Genomic DNA, 21,707 nt, shown 5'->3' with positions numbered 1-21,707 from the left:
GGACACACCCGATCAGGCGCGCAGTTCGGCGACCCGGCGGACCGCGTACTCCACCGCGTAGTCGGGGTCGGCCGCGGCGCCCTTGACGTCGGCGTTGAGCTGCGCGACCACCTCCAGCGCGGCACCGAGGGTCACCGGACTCCAGCCCCGGGCCTGTGCCTGCGCCTTCTTGACCTTCCACGGGGCCATGCCGAGCCCCGACGCCATCCGGAACGGGTCGCCGCGACCGGCGGAGTCGACGCGGGCGATCGTGTGGACCGCGTCGGCGAGGGCGTCGGCGAGCAGCACGTGCGGCACCCCCCGCAGCATCGCCCAGCGCAGCGCCTCCAGCGCCCCGGACCGATCCCCCGCGACCGCGAGTTCCGCGACGTCGAATCCGGAGACCTCGGCCTTGCCGGAGTAGTAGCGCTGGACCGCCGCGGCGTCGACCTTTCCGCCGGTGTCCGCCGCGAGCTGCGAGCAGGCGGCGGCGAGCTCCCGCAGGTCCGATCCGACCGCGTCGAGTACCACCTGGATCACCTCGGGCGACACCCGCACCCCGGCCGCGCGGAACTCGGCGCGGACGAAGTCCGCGCGCTCGGCCGGTTTGGTGAGCTTCGCGCACTCGTGCACCTGGGCGCCGGCCTTCTGCAGCGCCCCGACCATCGCCTTCGCCCGGCCGCCACCGGAGTGCAGCACGACGAGCGTGAACCCGTCGGGCGGGGCGGCCGCGGTCTCGACGACGAGGGTGACCGCGTCCTTGCCTGCCTCGGCGGCGGCTTCGAGCACGATGACCTTGTCCTCGGCGAACAGCGAGGGGCTGAGCAGTTCCGCGAGTTCGGCGGGACTGGCGTCGCCGGTCCGCAGCCGGCTGACCGGCACGTCCTCTGGATTGTCGGACGCCACCCGCACCTCCGCGACGATCGCGGAGACGGCACGGGCGACGAGGAATTCCTCGTCGCCGAGAACGAGATGCAGCTGTGCGGGAGCGGCGGAGGTCACGACACGATCCTGTCACGCCCGGCCGACACCTCGGTGTCGGCGGTGCGTGACGGCGACACCCCCGCCCCCGGAGCGGCCGACGGCGACGTCGCCGGACCGGTCGGTGCGGGCGACCGTCGCCCCCATCTCCCGCAAGGTGCGCAGGATGCCCGGGTTCGGGTGGCCGAAGGTGTTGTCGGCCCCGACGGACACGATCACCAGCCGGGCACCGACCGCGTGCAGGAACTCCGGGGTCGTGGTGCGCGAGCCGTGGTGCGGCAACTTCAGGATGTCGGCGGCCACCGGCACCCGGTCCCGCAGCAGGTCCCGCTGGCCGTCGGCCTCGACGTCGCCGGTCAGCAGGATCCGGCCCGCCGGGGTGTCGACGGCCATCACCAGCGACTGGTCGTTGGCGGCGTCGTCGCCGTCGGCGGGATCGTGCGGCGCAGGCAGGGTCGGCCCCAGGACCCGCAGCGTCAGCTCCCCGGCCCGCAGCGTCTGACCGGCCCGGGCCTCGTCGAGCGGCACCCCGGCCTCCGAGGCCTGTCGCTGCACTTGACGAAACCCCTTCTCCGGCAACCTCATCGGCCCGATCACCACCCGGTCCGCCGAGTGACGCAACACCCCGGGCAGGCCGTCGACGTGATCGGCGTGCAGGTGGGTCAGCACCACCAGCGGCACGGTCCGGACCCCGAGGCGACCGAGGCAGCCGTCGACGGCCCGCGACTGCGGCCCGGCGTCGACGACCACCGCGGCTCCGCCACCGGCGTTGAGCACCAACGCATCCCCCTGCCCGACGTCGCACGCGACGAGCACCCAGTCGCGGACCGGCCAGCCGGGCCACAGCACCCGCGCCGGGAGCCACACCAGCACCAACCCGCACACCGCCGCGGCCAGCACCAACCGGGTCCGCCGCACCGCGACGAGCGCCACCGTCGCGACCGCGGCCGCGGCGACCAGCCCGAGCCCGGCGACGCCGGACGGCACCGACAGCGACGCGCCCGGTAGACCGGCCGCGTGCCGGGCCACCCACAGCAGCCACCACAGCGGTGGGCCCGTCACGCGCGCGAGGAACGACCCGAGCGGCACCCACCCGGTCGAGGCACCCGCGGCGACCGCCCCGATCACCGTCACCGGCGCGATCACCGGCGCGGCCGCGAGGTTGGCGGCGATCGCGACGGTGCTGACGGTCCCCGACATCGCCGCGACGATCGGGACGGTGGCGGCGTGTGCGGCCGCCGCCACCGCGACCGCGTCGGCGAGCGACCGCGGCCACCCGCGACGGTGCAGCCACTGCGCCCAGTGCGGCGCGACGAGCACCAGGGCGGCGGTCGCGGCGACCGACAGCGCGAACCCGACACTCACGGCCAGGTCCGGTGAGCAGGCCAGCAGCACGATCACCGCCGCCCCCAGCGCGGGCATCGCCTGCCGCCGTCGTCCGACGACCATCGCCAGCAGCACCACCGCGCCCATCACCGCCGCCCGCAGCACGCTCGGCGACGGGCGAGCGAGAATCACGAAGCCCACCAACGCGATTGCCGCGACGCCCGCGGAGGCCCGGGGTCCGAGGGTCAGGGCCCGGGTCAGCAGGAGCACGGCACCCAGCAGAATGGAGACGTTGGCCCCGGACACCGCGGTCAGGTGACTGAGCCCGGCCGCGGTGAAATCGTCGGCGACCGGCTGCGGCAGGGCGGACGTGTCGCCGACGACGAGCCCGGGCAGCAGCCCGGCGGCGTCCGGCGGCAGGGCGCGCCCGGCCGCCTCCGCGAACCGGTGCCGCACCTGCCCGGCGATCCGTTGCGGCCAGGGTGGTTCCCCCAGGCGCTGCGGTGCGCCGGTCGCGCGGACCACGGCGACCGTCAGACCGGCCCGCTGTGACCGACTGGTTGCGCCGCGCAGCCGGACCCGTTGTCCGGGGAGCAGGTCCCGCCACCCGTCGGCCGGACCGAACACCAGCACGGCACCCCCGACGCGCAACGTCCCGTCGGGTAGGTCGATCTCGCGGAGCGCGACCCGGACCATCACGGTGTCGCCGGCCGGAGACCGCACCGGCTTCGGATCGTCGACGGTGTCGGCGACGAGCGTGGCGTGGCCGCCGCGGGCGGCGACAGCGGTGAGTGGGTGACACGCGACCGCCTGCTCGCGGGCCGCGGTCGCGACCGCGAACCCTGTTCCGACCAGCAACGCGGCGAGGACGCTGCCCGCGACCGCGGACCGGGCGGCACCGGCCCGGGCGAGTAGCACCACACCGACGACGACGGCCGCGGCGAACGCCCCGACCGCCAGCCACGCCGCCACCCGCCAGCCCGCCGCCAGTCCCACCGCCGTCGCCGCCCACGCGGCCGCGGCGGACGGCAGCAGCCGGAGGTCGACGGTCCGCCGAACGTCCGGCTGCGGCTGTGGCGCGGTCACCGCACCGCGACGAGGTCGCGCAGCTTCTGCAGCCGGGCGGGCCCGATCCCGTCCACTTCGCCGAGTTGCTCGACGTCGGTGAAGGTGCCGTTCGCCGTGCGCCACGCCAGGATCGCGGCGGCGGTGACGGGGCCGACGCCGGGCAGGGCGTCGAGCTGCTGTTCGGTCGCGGTGTTGAGGTTCACCTTCCCGCCCGCGGGTCCGCCGGCCGGCTCCGCCCCCGACCGGCCGGCTCCGACGGTGGCGCTGCCCGCGACCGGCGCCGCGCCGGGTGGCGGCGCCAGCCCGACCAGCACCTGGTCGCCGTCGCTGAGCCGCTGAGCAAGGTTGAGCCCCAACAGATCCGCGCCGTCTCGCGCGCCAGCGGCCGCGGCGAGCGCGTCGGCGACCCGGGATCCGGGCGGCAGGTGGACCAGACCGGAGGTGTGCACCAGGCCGACGACGCTGACGACAATCTCGTCGACCGGCGGCGGGGGCGGCGGAGCCGGGGAGGGACGCGACGGCGGTGGGACCGGCTCGGTCGTCGGGTCCGGAACCGTCGGGGACGCGGCGGCGGGCAGCGGGGACACCGCCTCCGCGACCGGCCGTTCCCGCCACGTGACGACGATCCCGAGTCCGGCCGCGACGAGAGCGACGGCCGCCAATGCGACGACGCCACGGCGGCCGGGCGCGAACCGGACCCGCGCCGGCGACTGTTCCGGGCCGTCCAGCCAGTCCGGGTGCTCGCCGTCGACGCCCTCGGGAGGGAGGTCGGTCTCGCGCGGCCGGGGGCCGCTGCGCCCGGTGACGGCGTCGAGTCGTCGGCGGACCTGCTCGCGTGCCTCGTCGGTGCTGCCCATGCCGGTGACGCTAGGGCCGCCGCACCGGCCGGCCGCCTCGGAAACGGGCGGAGAGCGGTGGGCTGTGGATGAATTCTTCGGCTGTGGATCAGCCGGATTCGGCGGAATGGTCGCCGGCGACGGATTCGGGTGCGGCCGCCCGCTCCCCCGCTCCGGCACCGCCGGGGATCACCAGGACCCCGACCGCCCCGGGTCCGAGGTGACTGCCGATGACGGGCCCCAGCTCGGACACGACGAACTCGCTCGCCGCGGGCAGGCGGGAGCGCAGGGCGGCCCCGACGTCGTCGGCGCGTTCGGCGGCGCCGACGTGGTGCACGGCGACGGCGACGTCACCGTCGCCGGCGAGGGCGACCGCCCCGTCGACGAGTTTGCCGATCGCCTTCGTCGCGGTGCGGGTCTTCTCCTTGAGCACCAGCTTGCCGTCGACCAGGTGCAGCACCGGCTTCATCGCCAGCGCGGTGCCGAGCAGTGCAGCGGCGGCTCCGATCCGCCCGCCGCGACGCAGATGGTCGAGCCGGTCGACCATGAACAGCACCCGGCCTCGGTCGGCGGTCTCGACGGCCCGCTCGTACACGGCCCGCAGTCCACCCCCGGCCCGCGCCGCCCGGGCCGCGGCGAGAACCGCGAAGCCCAGACCCATTGCGGTGGACTGGGAGTCGACGATGCGGACCTTCTCCCCCAGTTCCTGGGCCGCCTGCCGCCCGGCCTCCCAGGTACCCGAGAGCTGCCGGGAGATGTGGACTGCGACGACCCCGTCACCGTCGCTGTCCGCGAGTGCCCGCGAGTAGGCCTCGGTCAGCTCACCGGGGGACGCCCCGGACGTGGTCACGCTCGGCCCGGCGAGCAGGTCGGCGGGCATCGGGTCGACTCCCTCACGCAGGTCGTCGCCGTCGACGAGCACGTGCAGCGGCACCACCCGGATTCCGAGTTCCTCCGCGGTCTCGGGGTCGAGGCAGGCGGAGGAGTCGGTGACGACGACGACGGGCATCGGGACTACCTGGATCCCTCGACGGCGGGTTCCGTGACGGCGGTGCAGGCGCGGAGCGTCGACAGCATCGCGTCGGCGACCGCTCGGTGACCGTCCCAGCCCCAGTGGATCCCGTCCGGGTTCGCGTCGTCGGAGTCGATGTTCGACCGGACTGCCGCGCCGAGATCGACCAGGGGAACCCCGGTCTCGGCGCCCCACGCCTCGAGCGCGCGCACCGCGGCCGGCCGGCCCGTGTGCACCTTCCCGTAGGCGTCGCTGCGGTGCACCGACGGCAGGCACCCGACGATCGGCAGGTCGGGCCGCATGTAGGCCAGGGAGGTGCGGCACTCCTCGAGGTACTCGACGCTCAGTTTCGGCGGCAGTGCGACCGGCCAGCCGAGCGGCGACAGTCTCGGCTGCAGCCACTGGTAGGCGTTGCGAACCCGGCGCCGCAGCGCGGGCGGGCGCAGGTAACGCAGTTGTTCGCGCAGCGCGGTCGGCAGCGGCGACGGCAGCGAATCCATCCCGCCGACGGCGAACACGACCGCACCGGCCTTCGGGACCGTCGCCCACACCCGCGGGTCCTGGATCAGGGCCCAGTAGGCGTCTCGGCTGGTCCAGCCGATCCGGGCGACCAGTTCGACGTCCCAGCCGAGTTCGGCGGCGACGAGGGTCGGCCAGATCCGGGGGTGGTCGGCGGGCAACCCGCCCTTGGGCCCGAAGTACGAGAGGGAGTCGGCGATCACCAGCAGGGTGGGCCGCGCGGACCCTGCGGCGCGCTCGGCGACGTCAGAGGACATCGCCGGCCACCGCCGCGGAGGCGTTCCACACGTCCAGGCGCCAGGACACGGCGTCCGGTTCCCCGTATCCGCTCAACTGCACCCAGCTGGTGTTGCCGAGCCCCCCGAGCACCGGCCAGCGGTCCACCGGCAGGTCCAGCAGGGCCGCGGTGAGCGCGGCGATCAGCCCGCCGTGCGCAACCAGCACCACCGGCTGCTCACCCCAGCCGGTGCGACTGGCGGCCAGCTCGGCGACGACCGGCACCGCGCGCCGGGCCACGTCGATGCGGTTCTCGCCGCCGGGCGGCGCCCACGTCGCGTCGGCACGCCAGGCCGCCCTCGCCCCGGGGTCGCGCTCGTCGACCTGGGTGTGGGTCAGGCCCTGCCACTGTCCGAGATGCGTCTCCCGCAACCGCTCGTCGGTGGCGACGGCCAGTCCGGCGCGCTCGCCGACCGCCGTCGCGGTGTCCCGTGCTCGGCGCAGGTCCGAGCTGACCACGGCGACCGGTTCCCGCTCGGCGAGCACCCGCGCGACGGTCTTGGCCTGGAGCCGGCCGAGTTCCGACAGGTCGGTGTCGAGCTGGCCCTGCATGCGGTCACCCGCGTTGTACTCCGTCTGGCCGTGTCGCAGCAGGATCAGCCGCCGCGCCGGTGGGTGGGTCACCGGCCGGACTCCGGCTCGTCGTCCACGTCCGTGTCGTCGTCCACGAGGTCGGCCTCGTCGAGGTCGAGGTCGGCGTCGTACTCGCGCTCGAACGGGACGTCGCCGTCGGAGTCGGCGCCCCACTCCGTCGTGCGCGGCCCGATGCCGTCGACCGGCACGACCGGGCAGTCCTTCCACAGCCGTTCGAGCCCGTAGAAGTTGCGCTCGTCGTCGTGCTGGACGTGGACGACCAGGTCCACGTAGTCGAGCAGCGCCCAGCGACCCTCGCGGGTGCCCTCCTTGCGGACCGGCTTGTGCCCGGCCTCGCGCAGCTTGTCCTCGATGTTCTCGACGACGGAGTTGACCTGGCGTTCGTTCGACGCGGACGCGATGACGAAGCAGTCGGTGATCACCAACTGCTCGGACACGTCGAGAACCACCACGTCATTGGCCAACTTCTCGTCCGCGGCCAACGCCGCGATCCGCGACATCTCGAGTGCTTCGGCGGATGCGCTCACTTAGGTGTTCTCCCGGTTCTGGGTTCGACTGCTCTGGGTCTGACTGCTGTTCTGGTGTGGTGCTGGTCCCGACACCGTGACCGCCCCGTCGAGGCGCTCGGCATCCCGTCGATACAGGTTGCGTTTGGAGATGTACTGCACCACCCCGTCCGGCACCAGGTACCAGACGGGCCGGTTCTCACCGGCCCGCTTCCGGCAGTCCGTCGACGAGATCGCCAGTGCGGGAATCTCCACCAGGGTCAGCGCGTCGGGACGGTCGGCGAGGTGCTCGGCGAGGTGCTCGTTGCTCAGCTCGTATCCGGGGCGACTGACGCCCACGAACTTGGCCAGCTCGAACATCTCCTCCCAATTCTGCCAGGACAGGATCGTCTCGAGCGCGTCGGCGCCGGTGATGAAGTACAGGTCGGCGTCGGGATGCTGGCGGCGCAGGTCCCGGAGGGTGTCGACGGTGTAGGTGTCCTTGTGCCGGTCCACGTCGACGCGGGACACCGAGAAGCTGGGATTCGACGCGGTCGCGATGACCGTCATCAGGTACCGGTCCTCGGCGGAGCTGACGTCCTTGCCCAGCTTCTGCCACGGCTGACCGGTGGGGACGAAGATCACCTCGTCGAGGGCGAACCGGTCGGCGACCTCACTGGCCGCGACGAGGTGCCCGTGGTGGATGGGGTCGAACGTGCCACCCATCACACCCAGCCGGCGGCGGCGGCGCACCGCCCCGCCCGCACCCGTCCTGTCGTCGTGTTGCACGAGTGTCGAGCTTACTTCCCGCGCCTGCGCGTCAGATCGGCAGCAGTCCCGAGACGACCGCCGCCAACTGCTGGGCGCTGCGGCACTCGTGCATCGGCACCACGTCGGCGTAGACCGGTGCGGCGGAGTCGCCGTTGCCCCACTGTCCGCGCGGTTCCGGGTTGAGCCAGTGGGTGTGCTTGGCGACGGTCGCGAGGTGCGCGAGGGCGGCGGTGTTCGGGTCCCGGTAGTTGTTGCGGGCGTCGCCGAGGATCAGCAGCGAGGTCTTGCCGGTCAGGGTGTGCGCGAACCGCTCGGCGAACACCCCGATCGCGTTGCCGTAGTCGGAGTGCCCGTCGTAGGAGATCAGGTCCGCCTCCCGGATCATCCGCGACATCGCGGCGCCGAGGTCGGCGCCGCTGTCGAAGAACCGGGTGACCTCGTCGGTGGTGTCGATGAACGCGAACACCCGCACCCGGGAGAACTGTTCGCGCAGCGCGTGCACCAGCAGCAGCGTGAAGTTGGAGAACCCGGCGACCGACCCGGAGACGTCGCACAGCACCACGAGTTCCGGTCGCGTCGGGCGCGGCTTGCGCAGCACCAGGTCGATCGGGACGCCACCCGTCGACATCGACCTGCGCAGGGTCTTGCGCAGGTCGATCGCGCCGGCGCGGGCCCGCTTCCGGCGGGCGGCGAGCCGGCTGGCGAGCTTGCGGGCCAGCGGCGCGACGGTGCGGCGCAGCGACTGCATCTCGGAGTCGGAGGCGCGCAGGAAGTCGACCTCCTCCGCCAGCTTCGGCACGCCGTAGCTGGCGACACGCTCCTTGCCGAGCTGTTCGGCGGAGCGGCGCCGGGTCTCGATCTCGACCATCTTCCGGAAGTCCGCGATCCGCTGTGCGGCCGTGCGGCGGGCGATCTCGGTGGCGTAGTCGCCGGCGTCCCGGTCGGTCTCGGCGGCGTTGCCGAGCAGCCCGTCGAGGATCCGGGACACCAGCGTGTCCGGGGCCACCTCGCGCAGCGCCTGGTACGCGGAGAAGGACGGCCCCTTCGCGGACTGGTACTGGCCGAGCTCCTCGACGAGCTGCGCGGTGAGCTGCTCGATCAGGGCGAGCGCCTCCGGGGATCCGTCGACGAGCAGTCCGGCGATCAGCTCCCGCAGTGCCTCGAAGTCGACCTCGCCGTCCTCGCCGTGCGGGATCCGCACCTCGGGTTCTCCGGTGCCGTCGGTGCGGGTGCCGACCGCCGCCGGGAACCACAGGTCGAACAGCGCGTCGTAGGTGGCGCGGTGGGTGGGCCTGCGCAGCAGCGCGCACGCGAGGCCCTCCCGCAGCGCCTCCCGGTCGAGCAGGTCGAGCACCGACATCACCTGGCCGGCGTCGACCGTCTCCGACGGCCCGACCGCGATGCCCCGGGCGCGCAGCGCCTCGACGAAGTCGACGAGGTGTCCGGGCAGCCCGTACGGCGCGGCGAGACGTCCGGGGGTGACGGCCATCGGGCGCTCCCTAGTTCAGCCGCAGTTCGGCCGCGGCCCGCTGCTGGTCGGACTGGTGTTTGAGCACGACGCCCAGCGTCGCGCGGATCGCATCGTCGTCGAGCGTGTCCATGCCCAGCGCCAGCAGGGTGCGACCCCAGTCGATGGTCTCCGCGACGGACGGCAGCTTCTTGAGCTGCATGCCGCGCAGCACCCGGACGGTGCGGACGAGCTGTTCGGCGATCGCCTCCGGCAGCTCAGGGACCCGGCTGGCCAGGATGCGCCGTTCGAGGTCGGCGTCCGGGAAGTCGAGGTGCAGGAACAGGCAGCGCCGTTTGAGGGCTTCCGACAGTTCGCGGGTACCGTTGGAGGTGAGCACCGTGAACGGCTTGCGGGTGGCGGTGATCGTGCCGAGTTCGGGGACGGTGACCGCGAAGTCGCTGAGCACCTCGAGCAGCAGGCCCTCGATCTCGACGTCGGCCTTGTCGACCTCGTCGATCAGCAGCACGGTCGGGTCCTCGCGGCGGATCGCGGTCAGCAGCGGACGCGCCAGCAGGAACTCCTCGGCGAACACGTCCTGCTTGGTGTCCTCCCACGAGTTCTCGGTGCTCGACTGGATCCGCAGGATCTGCTTGGCGTGGTTCCACTCGTACAGCGCCCGGGACTCGTCGACACCCTCGTAGCACTGCAGCCGGACGAGTTCGGCTCCCGACGTCTGCGCGACCGCACGCGAGAGCTCGGTCTTGCCGACACCGGCCGGGCCCTCGATGAGCAACGGCTTGCCGAGCCGGTCGGCGAGGAACACCGCGGTCGCGGTGGCCTTGTCGGCGAGGTAGCCGGTCTCGGCGAGACGGGTGATGACGTCGTCGACGTTCGCGAAGACGGTCGTCGGGACTGCTCGATCCACGTCGGGATCCTTTCGTGTGGGCCGTCAGGCGGGGCGCGTGTGGCCGTCGCCCCACACGACCCACTTGGTGGAGGTGAGTTCGGGCAGGCCCATCGGTCCGCGGGCGTGCAACTTCTGGGTGGAGATGCCGATCTCGGCACCGAAGCCGAACTGCTCGCCGTCGGTGAACGCGGTGGACGCGTTGACCATGACCGCGGCGGCGTCGACGCGGGCGGTGAACTCGCGGGCCGCGGCCAGGTCGTCGGTGACGATCGCCTCGGTGTGCCCGGTGCCGTAACGGTCGATGTGCTCGACGGCGGCGTTCAGGTCGGCGACGACCTTCATCGCGACGTCGAGGGTCAGGTACTCCTCGGCCCAGTCCGCCTCGGTGGCGGGCACCTGGCCTTCGAGGTCGCCGTGGATGACGACGCCGGCAGTCTGCAGGGCCTGCGACAGGGCGGGCACCGCGGTGTCCGCGATCGCGGCGTCGATCAGGATCGTCTCGGCGGTGTTGCACACACTCGGCCGCCGGGTCTTGGCGTTGATCACGATCTTCTCGGCCTTGGCCAGATCCGCGGCGGAGTGCACGTAGACGTGGCAGTTCCCGACGCCGGTCTCGATGGTCGGCACGGTGGCGTCGCGGACGACCGCACTGATCAGGCCGGCACCACCACGCGGGATGACGACGTCGACGAGGCCGCGCGCCTGGATCAGGTGGGTGACGGACGAGCGGTCCTCGCTGGGCAGCAGCTGGACGGCGTCGGCGGGCAGCCCCCCTGCGGTCAGCGCCCCGCGGAGCACCTCGACGAGCGCGGCGTTGGAGTTGCGTGCCGACGACGAGCCGCGCAGCAGCGCGGCGTTGCCGGACTTGAGGGCCAGGCCGAACGCGTCGACGGTGACGTTGGGGCGGGCCTCGTACACCATGCCGACGACGCCGAGCGGCACCCGGAGCTGGCGGAGTTCGAGACCGTTCGGCAGGGTGCTGCCGCGGACCACCTCGCCGATCGGGTCGGCGAGCCCGGCGACCTGCCGGAGCCCGGACGCGATCCCGTCGATGCGGTCGGCGGTCAGCCGCAGCCGGTCGATCAGCGATTCGTCGGTGCCGGCCGCGCGGGCCGTCTCGACGTCGGCGGCGTTGGCCGCGAGCACGGTGTCGGTGGCGGCGAGGACGGCGTCGGCGGCCGCACGCAGCGCCGCGTCCTTCTGCGCCGTCGTCAGCAGCGCCAACGTGCGCGACGCGACACGCGCCCGGCGAGCCGCCGCGTGCACCGCCTCCCGGACGGTGTCGCCTACCTGTGCACTCTCGTTCACCGCGGTCATGAGGTACAGGGTAACGACCGGCCGCCGCGGCGGCGGTGGCCGGTCAACCGCGGATCAGGTCCAGGAACTCGCGCCGCGCCGCCGGACTGTCCCGCAGGACTCCCCGTACCGCCGAGGTGACGGTCCGGGTCCCGGCGGCCTGCACGCCGCGCATCGACATGCACAGGTGTTCGGCCTCGATCACGACCCCGACACCGCGGGGCCGCAGGTGCTCGCCGAGCCAGTCCGCGACCTGCATGGTCAGCCGTTCCTGCACCTGGAGGTCGCGCGCGAACAGCTCCACCACCCGCGCCAGCTTGGACAGTCCCAGGATGCGTTCTCCGGGCAGGTACCCGACGTGTGCGACGCCGCGGAACGGCAGCATGTGGTGTTCGCACAGCGATGTCATCGGAATGTCCCGGGCGAGGACCAGTTCGTCGTAGCCGGCGTCGTTCGGGAAGGTGGTCAGGTCGAAGTCCCGCGGCGTCAGCAACTCTTCGTACGCAGCCGCCACGCGGCGCGGCGTGTCCGCGAGGTGGGCGCCCTCGGGATCCCGGCCGAGTGCGCCGAGCAGGTCCGCGACCGCACGCTCCGCCGCGTCCAGGTCGACCGCGGGGCGGAGCCCCCGCGGTCGCACCCGGGTCGGCGCCACGTCGTCGAACTCGGCCACGCTCATCGCGTCGCCCCGTGTCCGCCGGCGTACTTGACGGCCAGTCGGCCGAGGGCCGCGGCCGCCACCAGCAGCCCGAAGTCGCGCAGCGCGACGTCGTAGTAGCCGGGCAGGGTGAGCAGGTTGACGATGATCCCGGCCAGCCAGGCCGCGACGAGCCAGGCGCCGAACCGCGGCGCCACCGCGACGACGATGCCGGCGACGATCTCGATCACGCCGACGATGTACATCCCCTGCTGGGCGGTTCCCGGCAGGATCCCGTCGATCCACGGCGCCAGGTACCGCGGCCAGTCGGTCATCACGTTCGTGAACTTGTCCAGCCCGAACAGGATCGGCGCGACGGTGAACACCGTGCGCAACGCCAGGAAGGCCTGGTAGCCGGGGTCGGCGAGGCGTGCACCGCCCACCGCGATCCCGCTCTTCGCATCTGTCGACATGACTCCTCCTCTAAAACTGTTGTTTATTGATTTTAGAACCGATCGGAAGATTACGTCAACGAAGATTGGTTTTACAATGGGCTCATGAATCCGGCTCCCACCTCGGACGACCCGACTCCGGACGACTCCGGCCGCTCCGACATCACGGCCGTCTCCGCCCTCGGCGAACCGGCCCGCAGGCGGCTGTACGACTACGTCCGCGGTCGCCGGGAGCCGGTCGGCCGCGACGAGGCCGCCGAGGCCCTCGGGATGCCCCGGCAGACCGTCGCGTTCCACCTCGACAAGCTGGCGGACGCCGGACTGCTGGCCGTCGAGTTCGCCCGTCGCACCGGCCGCACCGGACCCGGCGCCGGACGTCCCTCCAAGCTCTACCGGCGCTCCGACCGCGAGGTCGCGGTGCAGCTGCCCGAACGCTCCTACGAGCTGGCCGGGCAACTGCTGGCGCAGGCGGTCGTGGACGCCGAGCGCACCGGGGACTCGCCGCGCGCGAGCCTGACGCGGCGCGCCACCGAACTCGGTCACGCCGTCGGTGCGGCGGCCGGTCCCAGCGACGCCGAGATCATGGCCGCGCTGGAGGGTTGCGGATACGAGCCCCGACTCGAGGACGCCGACATCACGCTGACGAACTGCCCGTTCCACGCGCTCGCCCGCCAGCACACCGAACTGGTGTGCGGGATGAACCTCGGGCTGATCGAGGGGCTGCTCGACGGCGCGGCGTGCACGGGACGCCGGGCCCGGCTCGCCCCGGAGGAGCGGTACTGCTGCGTCCGGATCGGACGGACCCAGTGACCGGCGCGCCCCGGGTGACGGTGCTCGGCAGCGTCAACATGGACCTGGTGACGACGACCGCCCACCTGCCGGCGCCGGGGGAAACCGTGCTGGGCACCGGGTTCCGCACCGGATCGGGAGGCAAGGGCGCGAACCAGGCGGTCGCGGCGGCACGCGCCGGCGCACAGGTGGTGTTTCTCGGCGCGGTCGGGGACGACGCGTTCGCGCCCGCACTGCGGCGCGGGCTCGTCGAGGCCGGTGTCGACGTGGCACTGCTGCGCACGGTCCCCGGCCCGAGCGGCGTCGCGGCGATCACGGTCGATCGGGCCGGCGAGAACTCGATCGTCGTCGTCGGCGGCGCGAACCGGACCGTGGACGCGCTGACCGACGCCGAGCGTGCCGCGGTCGTCGACGCGGACGTGTTGCTGTGCCAGCTCGAACTGCCCGTCACCGTGGTCGCGGAGGCGATCGCCGTCGCCCACCGGTCCGGGACGGTGACCGTCCTCAATGCCGCCCCCGCGCAACCGCTTCCGGACACCCTGCTGACCGAGGTGGACGTACTCGTGGTCAACGAGACCGAAGCCGCCCAACTCGGGGAGCACGCACTGACCCGGGCCGGCAACGTGGTCACGACCCTCGGCCGTCGCGGTGCCCGCCGGCGCGGCCCGGACGGCACCGCACTCCACGTGCCCGCACCGGCGGTGACGGTGGTCGACACCACCGGCGCGGGTGACGCGTTCACCGGCACCCTCGCCGCGTGCTGGCACCGGGGCCCCGAGATCGCGGTGCGCCGGGCGGTTGCGGCCGGATCCCTGGCCACCACCCGCCCCGGTGCGGCGACCGCGCCGACGGCATCCGAGGTGGACACCCTCCTCACCCGGCTCGCCGCGCCGCAATCATCTGCACAACCCGTTCACCCGGCATAACATCGCCCCACCGCGGTCATGGTGAGACGGATCACAGACCGCTGTCGCGACGGGAGTGACGAATGAACCGGACAGTTGCTGGCAAGACACTCGCGGACCTCGCGTTCCGCGCCGCCGAGTCGTACGGCGATCAACCGGCCGCACGGTGGCAGAGCGAACCGGACCGGTGGGAGGAGTTCACCTATCGCGACCTCGCGGACCGGGTCGCCGAGTTCGGTGCCGGGCTGATCGATCTAGGTCTCGACGCCGGCGACCGGGTCGCCGTACTCGGCGGCACCCGGCCGGAGTGGTCGATCGCCCACCTGTCGATCGTCGCGGCGGGCGGCGTCCACGTGTCCGTCTACCCCAGCAACTCCGCGGAGGAATGCGCGTGGGTGGTGGGCAACTCGGAGGCCCGCGGCATCGTCTGCGAGAACGCCGACCAGGTCGCGAAGATCGTCGCGGTCCGCGACCGGCTGCCTGCCCTGGAGTGGGTCGTCGTTCTCGACGGCGCGCTGCTCGGCGCCGTGTCGGCCGACGAGGTGCGCCGCCGCGGTCGCGAACGCGGCGCCGAGGAACTGCAGCGCCGTGCGGCGGCCGTCGACCCGTCGGACCCGTACGTGTTCATGTACACCTCCGGGACCACGGGACCCCCGAAGGGATGCGTGCTCTCGCACGGCAATTACCGCGCGATCATGGCGGCCAACGGCGCCCTGGACGAGCTCGACGGCGTCACGTCGGACAAGGACATGGTGCTGTACCTGTTCCTGCCGCTCGCCCACGCGTTCGCGTTGCTGTTCCAGCTGATGGCGTTCGACCGCGGCGGCTCGATCGCGTACTGGGGCGGCGACACGACGAGAATCGTCGCCGAGGTGATGCAGACCCGGCCGACCCATCTCCCGTCGGTGCCGAGGGTGTTCGAGAAGGTGTACACACTCGCGGTCGGGTCGAAACCGGCCGACGAACGCGACCGCATCCTCGCGGCCGCGGCGTTGGGCGTGCGGGTGCGCGACCTGGAGGCCTCGGGCGAGCCGGTGCCCGCCCAGCTGCGGGAGCAGTTCGACGCGGCGGACGCCGCACTGTTCCAGGGCGTCCAGGCCCTGTTCGGCGGCAACCTCGATCTCGCGATCACCGGCGCGGCGCCGATCTCGAAGGAGATCCTGGAGTTCTTCTACGGCTGCGGTGTCCCGCTGATGGAGGGCTTCGGGATGACCGAGACGTCGACGGGCGCGACGGTGAACACCGTCAAGCACCACCGGTTCGGTACCGTCGGCCGGCCGCTGCCCGGCATCGAGGCCCGCGTCGCCGAGGACGGTGAGCTGCTCCTCAAGGGCGACAACATCTTCCAGGGCTACTACAAGATGGAGGACGCCTCGTTCGGCGCGGTCACCGACGGCTGGCTGCACACCGGCGACCTCGCGTCGATCGACGCGGACGGCTACGTCTCGATCATCGGCCGCAAGAAGGACATCATCGTCACCTCGGGGGGCAAGAACCTGACGCCGGCGAACCTCGAGAACGACCTCAAACGGTCGCCGTGGATCAGTCAGGCCGTGATGCACGGCGATCGGCGACCGTACCCGGTGGTGCTGGTCACCCTCGACCCCGAGACGGTGCTGCCGTGGGCTCAGGCCCAGGGCCTGCCGGAGACGATCGCCGAACTGTCCGACCATCCCGCCGTGCTCGACCTGGTGCAGCGGGAGGTGGACGCCGCGAACGCGAAACTGGCTCCGCCGGAACAGGTCAAGAAGTTCACGATCGCCGACCGGGACCTGTCGCAGGAGACCGGCGAGCTGACCCCGACCCTGAAGATCAAGCGGAAGGTGGTCGGCGACAACTTCGCCGCGGTCTTCGACGCGATGTACGCCGACTGACCGGGGCCACGGCGGCGGTCCGGCCCCGGTCGGGCCGCCGTCAGTCCAGCCACTCCAGCGCCGCGGTCACCAGCGCCGCGACCCCGGTGTCGAGAGTCGGCCGGATCACCGGCGCGAACTGCGGGGAGTGGTTGGACGGCAACGGCTTTCCGTCGACGACGTCGAAGCCGCCGAGGAACCAGTACGCGAGCGGGACCCCGAGTTCGGTGGCCAGGTCGCCGACGTCCTCGCTGCCGGCGACCGGGCCGATCTCGAACACCTTGTCGTCGCCGAGCAGCCCGCGCAGCACCCCGAGGGTGCGGCGGGTGGCGTCGGTGTCGTTGACGGTGAGCGGGAAGCTGTTCAGCTCGGTGATCTCCGGCGGCTTCGGCGCCCGCGACGCCTCCGCCTCCGCGTTCGCGATCCGTTCGATGCCCTCGGCGAGCTGTGCGGCGACGTGGGTCTCGAACGCCCGGGTGTTGACCTTGAGCACCGCCTCGTCCGGGATGACGTTCTCCTTGCTGCCTGCCTGGAACGACCCGACGGTGACGACGGCCGGGTTCGTCGGCGACACCTCGCGCGAGACGAGGGTCTGCAGGCGCAACACCGTGGCGGCACCCATCACCACCGGGTCGACGCACTGGTCGGGCATCGAGCCGTGCCCGCCCCGGCCGAACAGCCGGATCTGCACGCTGCGCGCCGCGGCCATCGCGGTGCCCGGGCTGGCGAAGATCGAGCCGACCGGGCCGGGCATGACGTGCTGACCGAGCACCACCGACGGCGCCGGGATCCTCGTGTACAGCCCGTCCTCGATCATCCGTCGGGCACCGTCACCGACCTCCTCGCCGGGCTGGAACAGCGCGATCAGGGTGCCCGACCAGTGCCCGCGTCCGCGGGCCAGGAGATCCGCGGCGCCGAGCAGGCAGGTCACGTGCATGTCGTGACCGCAGGCGTGCATCACCGGCACGGTCTCCCCCGCGCCGTTCACGGCGGTCGCGGCTGAGGCGTAGTCGAGGCCCGTGTCCTCCCGGACCGGCAGTGCGTCCATGTCGGCACGCACCAGCACCACCGGCCCGTCCCCGTTGCGCAGCACGCCCACCACCCCGGTGCCGCCGATCCCGGCGGTCACCTCGTATCCGGCGGCGGTGAGCCGCTCGGCGACGATCCCGGCGGTGCGGTGCTCGGCGTGCGACAGCTCGGGGTGCGTGTGCAGGTCTCGGTACAGGTCGACCAGCTCGGGGGCGAGCGCGTCGAACCCGGACAGAATCGTGTGATCGGTCACGTCCATCGTTCAGACCTACCACGTCGACGCCGCTCCCGGTCGGTACGTCCCACCGGTCGGTGCCGGCGGCACCGCGTGGGACACGGCCCTGCAGCCGTGTTGCGACGGCAGCCAGTTCGTCGCGCTGAGGGCAGCGGTCCGCCGGACCGCGGGCACACGGTCGGGGCCGTGCTGCGGGTCACCACGGCGCCCCCGCTGACGTCCCCCGCCCCGGCGGGCCCGGCGCCCGTGTCGGTGCGGTCCGGCACGATGGACCCATGACCTCCGCCGCGACCGATCTGCGCTCCGACGCCGAGTCCCTGCTGCGCGAGCTCGCGGGGCCACACGCCCGCCTGCGCGACGACCAGTGGGTCGCGATCGAGGCGCTGGTCGTGCACCGGCGCCGCGCGCTGGTCGTCCAGCGCACCGGCTGGGGCAAGTCCGCGGTGTACTTCATCTCCGCGAGGCTGCTCCGCGCGCGGGGGCACGGGCCGACGGTCATCGTCTCGCCGCTGCTGGCGTTGATGCGCAACCAGGTCGAGTCCGCGGCCCGGGCCGGGGTGCGGGCCGCGACGATCAACTCCGGCAACGTCACCGAGTGGGACGAGATCCACCAGCGCATCGCCGACGGCGACGTCGACGTCCTGCTGGTCAGTCCGGAGCGGTTGAACAACCCGGACTTCCGCGACCAGGTGCTGCCCGCGCTCGCCGCGGACGCCGGTCTCGTCGTGGTCGACGAGGCGCACTGCGTCTCGGACTGGGGTCACGACTTCCGCCCCGACTACCGGCGTATCCGGACCCTGGTCGCCGAGCTCGGCGACGGCATCCCGGTGCTGGCGACCACCGCGACCGCGAACGACCGGGTGGTCGCGGACGTGTCCGCGCAGCTCGGCGTCGGGGGCGACGGCAGTGCCGGCGCCGAGACGCTGGTGCTGCGCGGCGGCCTCGAGCGCGAGTCGCTGAGTCTGGCGGTGGTGCGCATCGACGAGGCCACCAAGCGGGCGGCCTGGCTCGGGCAGCGGCTGCATTCCCTGCCGGGGTCCGGGATCATCTACACCCTCACCGTGTCGGCGGCCCGCGACCTGGCCGGCCTGCTCGCCGACCAGGGGCACGTGGTGGCCGCGTACACCGGTCAGACCGACCCCGCCGAGCGGGAGCAGCTCGAGGCGGACCTGCTCGACAACCGGGTCAAGGCGCTGGTCGCGACGTCGGCGCTCGGCATGGGCTTCGACAAGCCGGATCTCGGGTTCGTCGTCCACCTCGGCGCGCCGTCCTCCCCGATCTCGTACTACCAGCAGGTCGGCCGCGCCGGCCGCTCCACCGACCGGGCCGAGGTGGTGTTGCTGCCCGGTCACGAGGACCGGCAGATCTGGAGCTACTTCGCGTCCGTCGCCTTCCCGCGTGAACACGTGGTGCGCCGGGTGCTCGAGGTGCTCGACCTCGAGCGGCCGCAGTCCACGCAGGCCCTCGAACCGCTCGTCGAGCTGAATCGGTCGCGGCTCGAGATGGTGCTCAAGGTGCTCGACGTCGACGGTGCGGTGCGGCGGGTGCGGGGCGGGTGGATCGGCACCGGACAGCCGTGGGTGTACGACGCCGCGCGGTACGAGCGACTCGAGCGGGCCCGCGCGTCCGAACAGCAGGCGATGGTCGACTACCAGTCCACCACGATGTGCCGGATGGAGTTCCTGCGGCGCCAGCTCGACGACCCGCTCCTGGGCGACGCGGCCGCGCCGTGCGGCCGGTGCGACAACTGCACCGGCACGACCCCGGACGCGACGGTCGACGAGGAGGCGATCGCCCGGGCGCGGGCCCGGCTCGATCGGCCCGGCGTGGACCTCGCGCCCCGCAAGCAGTGGCCGACCGGGCTGGCCAAGCTCGGTGTGTCGCTGTCCGGGAAGATCACCGACGGGCCGGAGACCGGCCGGGTGCTCGGCCGGCTCTCCGACCTGGGCTGGGGTCAGCGACTCCGGGCCCTGTTCGACGGCCCGGACGGGCCGGTTCCGGACGCGGTCGTCGACGCCGCGATCACGGTGCTGGCGGCGTGGGACTGGCCGGAGCGCCCGACTGCGGTGCTGGCACTCGAATCCGGGACCCGGCCGCAACTGGTGTCGTCGCTGTCGGCGCGACTGGCGCAGGTGGGCCGGCTCACCGATCTGGGCACCCTGCGGCGCACGCCGGGCCATCCCCCGGTGTCGGCGGCGAACTCCGCCTACCGGGTCGCGGGACTCGCCGGGGCCTGGCTGGTGCCCGATTCGATCGCGGTGGACGGCCCGATCCTGCTGGTCGACGACCTGACGGACACCGGCTGGACCCTGACGATGGCGGCCCGCGAACTGCGGGCGGCCGGCGCGGGTGCGGTGCTGCCGTTCGCGCTGGCGAGCGTCAGCTGACCACGCCCGTGTGACCAGCCTCACATGTAACGCCTCACCAGTGCGGGAGCGCGGTTCGCGTGCACAAATCGACGGTGGCAGCTGAATTCCGTTGCCCCCATTGATACGTTCGGTTCATATATGACGCCCGTTACCAACAGCGCTACCCCGTACAGCCCCACTCCGGTGGCATCGGTCCGGCGACCCGAGGTCGCCGACGCCGCCCGGATGTGGGAGATCGCCCGCGACACGCGGGTCCTCGATCTCAATTCCAGTTACTCCTACCTGTTGTGGTGCAGGGACTTCCGTGACACCTCGGTGGTCGCCGAGGTGGACGGCCGGGTCGGTGGCTTCGTCACCGGATTCGTCCGGCCCAAGGATCCGCGCACCGTGTTCGTCTGGCAGGTCGCGGTCGACGACGCTCTGCGCGGCCGGGGAATCGCCGCCACGATGCTCGGCCGGCTGCTCGATCACCTTGCGCACCAGGGAGTCACCCGCATGGAAACGACGATCACGCCGGACAACACTGCGTCGATCGCCCTGTTCACCGCACTGGCCCGGGACCGCTACACATCCATCACGAAGCGAGAACTGTTCACCGCCAGCAACTTTCCCGATATTCACGAATCCGAAGAGCTCTACGTCGTCGGGGACGAGAGCACCGAAGGAGCTCGATGACCACCGCTGTCGACACCACCGTGTTCACCGACCTCGAATCCGAGGTCCGCAGCTACAGCCGGTCCTGGCCCGCCGTGTTCGCGTCCGCGTCCGGATCCTGGCTGCGGGACGAATCCGGCCGCGACTACCTGGACTTCTTCGCCGGTGCCGGGGCCCTGAACTACGGGCACAACAATCCGGTGCTCAAGCGGGCACTGATCGACTACCTGGCCATGGACGGGATCACCCACGGCCTCGACATGCACACGGTCGCCAAGCGCCGGTTCCTCGAGACGTTCCGGCAGCTGGTGCTCGCGCCGCGGGGCCTGGACTACAAGGTGCAGTTCCCCGGCCCGACCGGCACCAACGCCGTGGAGGCCGCCCTCAAGCTCGCCCGCAAGGTCACCGGGCGCGAATCGATCGTCAACTTCACCGGCGCGTTCCACGGGATGACACTCGGCTCGCTGTCGGTGTCCGGGAACGCGACGAAGCGTGCCGGGGCCGGAGTGCCCCTGGTGCACACGACCCCGATGCCGTTCGACAACTACTTCGACGGCGAGACGCCGGACTTCCACTGGTTCGAACGGGTCCTGGACGACGCGGGCAGCGGGCTCAACCGCCCGGCCGGCGTCATCGTCGAAACCGTGCAGGGCGAGGGCGGCGTGAACGTCGCCCGCGCCGAGTGGCTGCGCGGGCTCGCCGACCTGTGCGCGAGCCGTGACATCCTGCTGATCGTCGACGACGTCCAGATGGGCTGCGGCCGCACCGGACCGTTCTTTTCGTTCGAGGTCGCCGGCATCACCCCGGACATCGTCACGCTGTCGAAGTCGATCGGGGGTTACGGCATGCCGATGGCCGTGACCCTGTTCAAACCGGAACTCGACGTCTGGTCGCCCGGGGAGCACAACGGCACCTTCCGCGGCAACAACCCCGCGTTCGTCACGGCCACCGCCGCACTCGAGCACTACTGGTCCGACGACGCGTTGCAGCGCTCGACCCTGCGCAAGGGCCGGCGGATCGAGGAGATCTTCGCGAACCTGTCCGACTCCTTCGACGGCGTCGGGTGCCGCGGACGCGGCATGGTTCAGGGTCTCGTCTTCGACGATCCCGGGAAGGCGGTGAAGGTGTGCGGGCTCGCCTACGACGACGGGCTGCTCGCGGAAACCTCGGGACCGTCCGACGAGGTGGTGAAGCTGCTGCCGCCGCTGACCGTCACCGACGCCGAACTCGACCACGGCCTCAGCATCCTCGCCGAAGCCACCGCCAAAGTGTGTGCCTGACAAGGAG

Annotated in this window: 20 protein-coding genes; 6 read left to right on the top strand and 14 right to left on the bottom strand. The window is 72.4% G+C overall.

Annotation, left to right across the window (positions count from 1 at the left end; translation table 11 throughout):
* Positions 1 to 12: 12 nt before the first annotated feature.
* The 13 genes from holA to ABD951_RS07055 all read right to left on the bottom strand — a co-directional run bounded on the left by holA (position 13) and on the right by ABD951_RS07055 (position 12,607).
* Positions 13 to 981: a DNA polymerase III subunit delta gene (holA, locus tag ABD951_RS07115; RefSeq protein WP_345343067.1), complete on the bottom strand. Its 969-nt coding sequence runs from the start codon at positions 979 to 981 to the stop codon at positions 13 to 15.
* Positions 982 to 993: 12 nt separating this feature from the next.
* Complete coding sequence (locus ABD951_RS07110) at positions 994 to 3,372, bottom strand: ComEC/Rec2 family competence protein (protein ID WP_345343066.1); 2,379 nt, start codon at positions 3,370 to 3,372, stop codon at positions 994 to 996.
* On the bottom strand, positions 3,369 to 4,211 hold the full coding sequence (locus ABD951_RS07105; RefSeq protein ID WP_345343065.1) for a ComEA family DNA-binding protein: 843 nt from the start codon (positions 4,209 to 4,211) through the stop codon (positions 3,369 to 3,371). Before ABD951_RS07105 ends, ABD951_RS07110 begins: the two co-directional genes overlap by 4 nt.
* Before the next feature lie 88 nt (positions 4,212 to 4,299).
* Entirely contained in the window at positions 4,300 to 5,199 is a 900-nt protein-coding gene (locus ABD951_RS07100) for a DegV family protein (protein ID WP_345343064.1), read from the bottom strand.
* A gap of 5 nt (positions 5,200 to 5,204) precedes the next feature.
* Positions 5,205 to 5,978: a diglucosylglycerate octanoyltransferase gene (octT, locus tag ABD951_RS07095; RefSeq protein WP_345343063.1), complete on the bottom strand. Its 774-nt coding sequence runs from the start codon at positions 5,976 to 5,978 to the stop codon at positions 5,205 to 5,207.
* Positions 5,968 to 6,621, bottom strand: a complete 654-nt coding sequence (locus ABD951_RS07090) for a histidine phosphatase family protein (RefSeq protein WP_345343062.1) — start codon at positions 6,619 to 6,621, stop codon at positions 5,968 to 5,970. The genes octT and ABD951_RS07090 overlap by 11 nt, the downstream gene beginning before the upstream one ends.
* Positions 6,618 to 7,118 carry a ribosome silencing factor gene (gene rsfS, locus ABD951_RS07085; RefSeq protein WP_345343061.1) on the bottom strand — a complete coding sequence of 167 codons (501 nt, stop codon included), beginning with the start codon at positions 7,116 to 7,118 and terminating at the stop codon, positions 6,618 to 6,620. The genes ABD951_RS07090 and rsfS overlap by 4 nt, the downstream gene beginning before the upstream one ends.
* Positions 7,119 to 7,802, bottom strand: coding sequence for a nicotinate-nucleotide adenylyltransferase (gene nadD / locus ABD951_RS07080; protein WP_345343910.1), 684 nt, complete (start codon positions 7,800 to 7,802; stop codon positions 7,119 to 7,121).
* Positions 7,803 to 7,896: 94 nt separating this feature from the next.
* On the bottom strand, positions 7,897 to 9,336 hold the full coding sequence (locus tag ABD951_RS07075; protein WP_345343060.1) for a vWA domain-containing protein: 1,440 nt from the start codon (positions 9,334 to 9,336) through the stop codon (positions 7,897 to 7,899).
* Positions 9,337 to 9,346: 10 nt separating this feature from the next.
* Positions 9,347 to 10,222 carry an AAA family ATPase gene (locus ABD951_RS07070; protein ID WP_345343059.1) on the bottom strand — a complete coding sequence of 292 codons (876 nt, stop codon included), beginning with the start codon at positions 10,220 to 10,222 and terminating at the stop codon, positions 9,347 to 9,349.
* A gap of 24 nt (positions 10,223 to 10,246) precedes the next feature.
* Positions 10,247 to 11,521, bottom strand: a complete 1,275-nt coding sequence (locus ABD951_RS07065; RefSeq protein ID WP_345343058.1) for a glutamate-5-semialdehyde dehydrogenase — start codon at positions 11,519 to 11,521, stop codon at positions 10,247 to 10,249.
* A 43-nt stretch (positions 11,522 to 11,564) separates the two neighbouring features.
* A complete protein-coding gene (gene folE / locus ABD951_RS07060) occupies positions 11,565 to 12,176 on the bottom strand; it encodes a GTP cyclohydrolase I FolE (protein WP_345343057.1) in 612 nt (203 codons plus the stop codon).
* Entirely contained in the window at positions 12,173 to 12,607 is a 435-nt protein-coding gene (locus tag ABD951_RS07055; protein WP_345343056.1) for a hypothetical protein, read from the bottom strand. The genes folE and ABD951_RS07055 overlap by 4 nt, the downstream gene beginning before the upstream one ends.
* A gap of 84 nt (positions 12,608 to 12,691) precedes the next feature.
* Here ABD951_RS07055 and ABD951_RS07050 point away from each other — a divergent pair, with 84 nt between their 5' ends.
* The 3 genes from ABD951_RS07050 (at position 12,692) to ABD951_RS07040 (ending at position 16,154) form a co-directional block, all read left to right on the top strand.
* Positions 12,692 to 13,396: a helix-turn-helix transcriptional regulator gene (locus ABD951_RS07050; RefSeq protein ID WP_345343055.1), complete on the top strand. Its 705-nt coding sequence runs from the start codon at positions 12,692 to 12,694 to the stop codon at positions 13,394 to 13,396.
* Positions 13,393 to 14,301, top strand: coding sequence for a ribokinase (locus ABD951_RS07045; RefSeq protein WP_345343054.1), 909 nt, complete (start codon positions 13,393 to 13,395; stop codon positions 14,299 to 14,301). The genes ABD951_RS07050 and ABD951_RS07045 overlap by 4 nt, the downstream gene beginning before the upstream one ends.
* Positions 14,302 to 14,363: 62 nt before the next feature.
* The gene (locus tag ABD951_RS07040) at positions 14,364 to 16,154 is read left to right on the top strand and encodes an AMP-dependent synthetase/ligase (protein ID WP_345343053.1); all 1,791 of its coding nucleotides are present in this window, start codon (positions 14,364 to 14,366) and stop codon (positions 16,152 to 16,154) included.
* Between the two features lie 40 nt (positions 16,155 to 16,194).
* On the opposite strand, the gene ABD951_RS07035 is transcribed toward ABD951_RS07040, so the two are convergent.
* Entirely contained in the window at positions 16,195 to 17,421 is a 1,227-nt protein-coding gene (locus ABD951_RS07035; RefSeq protein WP_345343052.1) for an amidohydrolase, read from the bottom strand.
* 251 nt (positions 17,422 to 17,672) lie between these two features.
* Between ABD951_RS07035 and ABD951_RS07030 the strand changes: the two genes are divergently transcribed.
* The 3 genes from ABD951_RS07030 to ectB all read left to right on the top strand — a co-directional run bounded on the left by ABD951_RS07030 (position 17,673) and on the right by ectB (position 21,700).
* Positions 17,673 to 19,784 (top strand): RecQ family ATP-dependent DNA helicase, encoded by a 2,112-nt coding sequence (locus ABD951_RS07030; RefSeq protein ID WP_345343051.1) that lies wholly within the window; start codon positions 17,673 to 17,675, stop codon positions 19,782 to 19,784.
* Between the two features lie 120 nt (positions 19,785 to 19,904).
* On the top strand, positions 19,905 to 20,441 hold the full coding sequence (ectA, locus tag ABD951_RS07025) for a diaminobutyrate acetyltransferase (protein ID WP_345343050.1): 537 nt from the start codon (positions 19,905 to 19,907) through the stop codon (positions 20,439 to 20,441).
* Positions 20,438 to 21,700 (top strand): diaminobutyrate--2-oxoglutarate transaminase, encoded by a 1,263-nt coding sequence (ectB, locus tag ABD951_RS07020; protein WP_345343049.1) that lies wholly within the window; start codon positions 20,438 to 20,440, stop codon positions 21,698 to 21,700. The genes ectA and ectB overlap by 4 nt, the downstream gene beginning before the upstream one ends.
* Positions 21,701 to 21,707 lie beyond the last annotated feature (7 nt).

Origin of the sequence: Rhodococcus olei (assembly GCF_039540555.1) — a bacterium.
GTDB lineage: Bacteria > Actinomycetota > Actinomycetes > Mycobacteriales > Mycobacteriaceae > Rhodococcus_G > Rhodococcus_G olei.
Note: the sequence above shows the minus strand (reverse complement) of the source record. Positions and strands in the feature narration are given on the sequence as shown.

Excerpts from the sequence above, each read along its gene's own strand:
- ABD951_RS07105 (WP_345343065.1), bottom strand. The coding sequence starts at position 4,211 with ATGGGCAGCACCGACGAGGCACGCGAGCAGGTCCGCCGACGACTCGAC.
- ABD951_RS07100 (WP_345343064.1), bottom strand. The coding sequence starts at position 5,199 with ATGCCCGTCGTCGTCGTCACCGACTCCTCCGCCTGCCTCGACCCCGAG.
- octT (WP_345343063.1), bottom strand. The coding sequence starts at position 5,978 with ATGTCCTCTGACGTCGCCGAGCGCGCCGCAGGGTCCGCGCGGCCCACC.
- nadD (WP_345343910.1), bottom strand. The coding sequence starts at position 7,802 with ATGGGTGGCACGTTCGACCCCATCCACCACGGGCACCTCGTCGCGGCC.
- ABD951_RS07075 (WP_345343060.1), bottom strand. The coding sequence starts at position 9,336 with ATGGCCGTCACCCCCGGACGTCTCGCCGCGCCGTACGGGCTGCCCGGA.
- ABD951_RS07065 (WP_345343058.1), bottom strand. The coding sequence starts at position 11,521 with ATGACCGCGGTGAACGAGAGTGCACAGGTAGGCGACACCGTCCGGGAG.
- folE (WP_345343057.1), bottom strand. The coding sequence starts at position 12,176 with ATGAGCGTGGCCGAGTTCGACGACGTGGCGCCGACCCGGGTGCGACCG.
- ABD951_RS07055 (WP_345343056.1), bottom strand. The coding sequence starts at position 12,607 with ATGTCGACAGATGCGAAGAGCGGGATCGCGGTGGGCGGTGCACGCCTC.
- ABD951_RS07050 (WP_345343055.1), top strand. The coding sequence starts at position 12,692 with ATGAATCCGGCTCCCACCTCGGACGACCCGACTCCGGACGACTCCGGC.
- ABD951_RS07040 (WP_345343053.1), top strand. The coding sequence starts at position 14,364 with ATGAACCGGACAGTTGCTGGCAAGACACTCGCGGACCTCGCGTTCCGC.
- ABD951_RS07035 (WP_345343052.1), bottom strand. The coding sequence starts at position 17,421 with ATGGACGTGACCGATCACACGATTCTGTCCGGGTTCGACGCGCTCGCC.
- ABD951_RS07030 (WP_345343051.1), top strand. The coding sequence starts at position 17,673 with ATGACCTCCGCCGCGACCGATCTGCGCTCCGACGCCGAGTCCCTGCTG.
- ectA (WP_345343050.1), top strand. The coding sequence starts at position 19,905 with ATGACGCCCGTTACCAACAGCGCTACCCCGTACAGCCCCACTCCGGTG.
- ectB (WP_345343049.1), top strand. The coding sequence starts at position 20,438 with ATGACCACCGCTGTCGACACCACCGTGTTCACCGACCTCGAATCCGAG.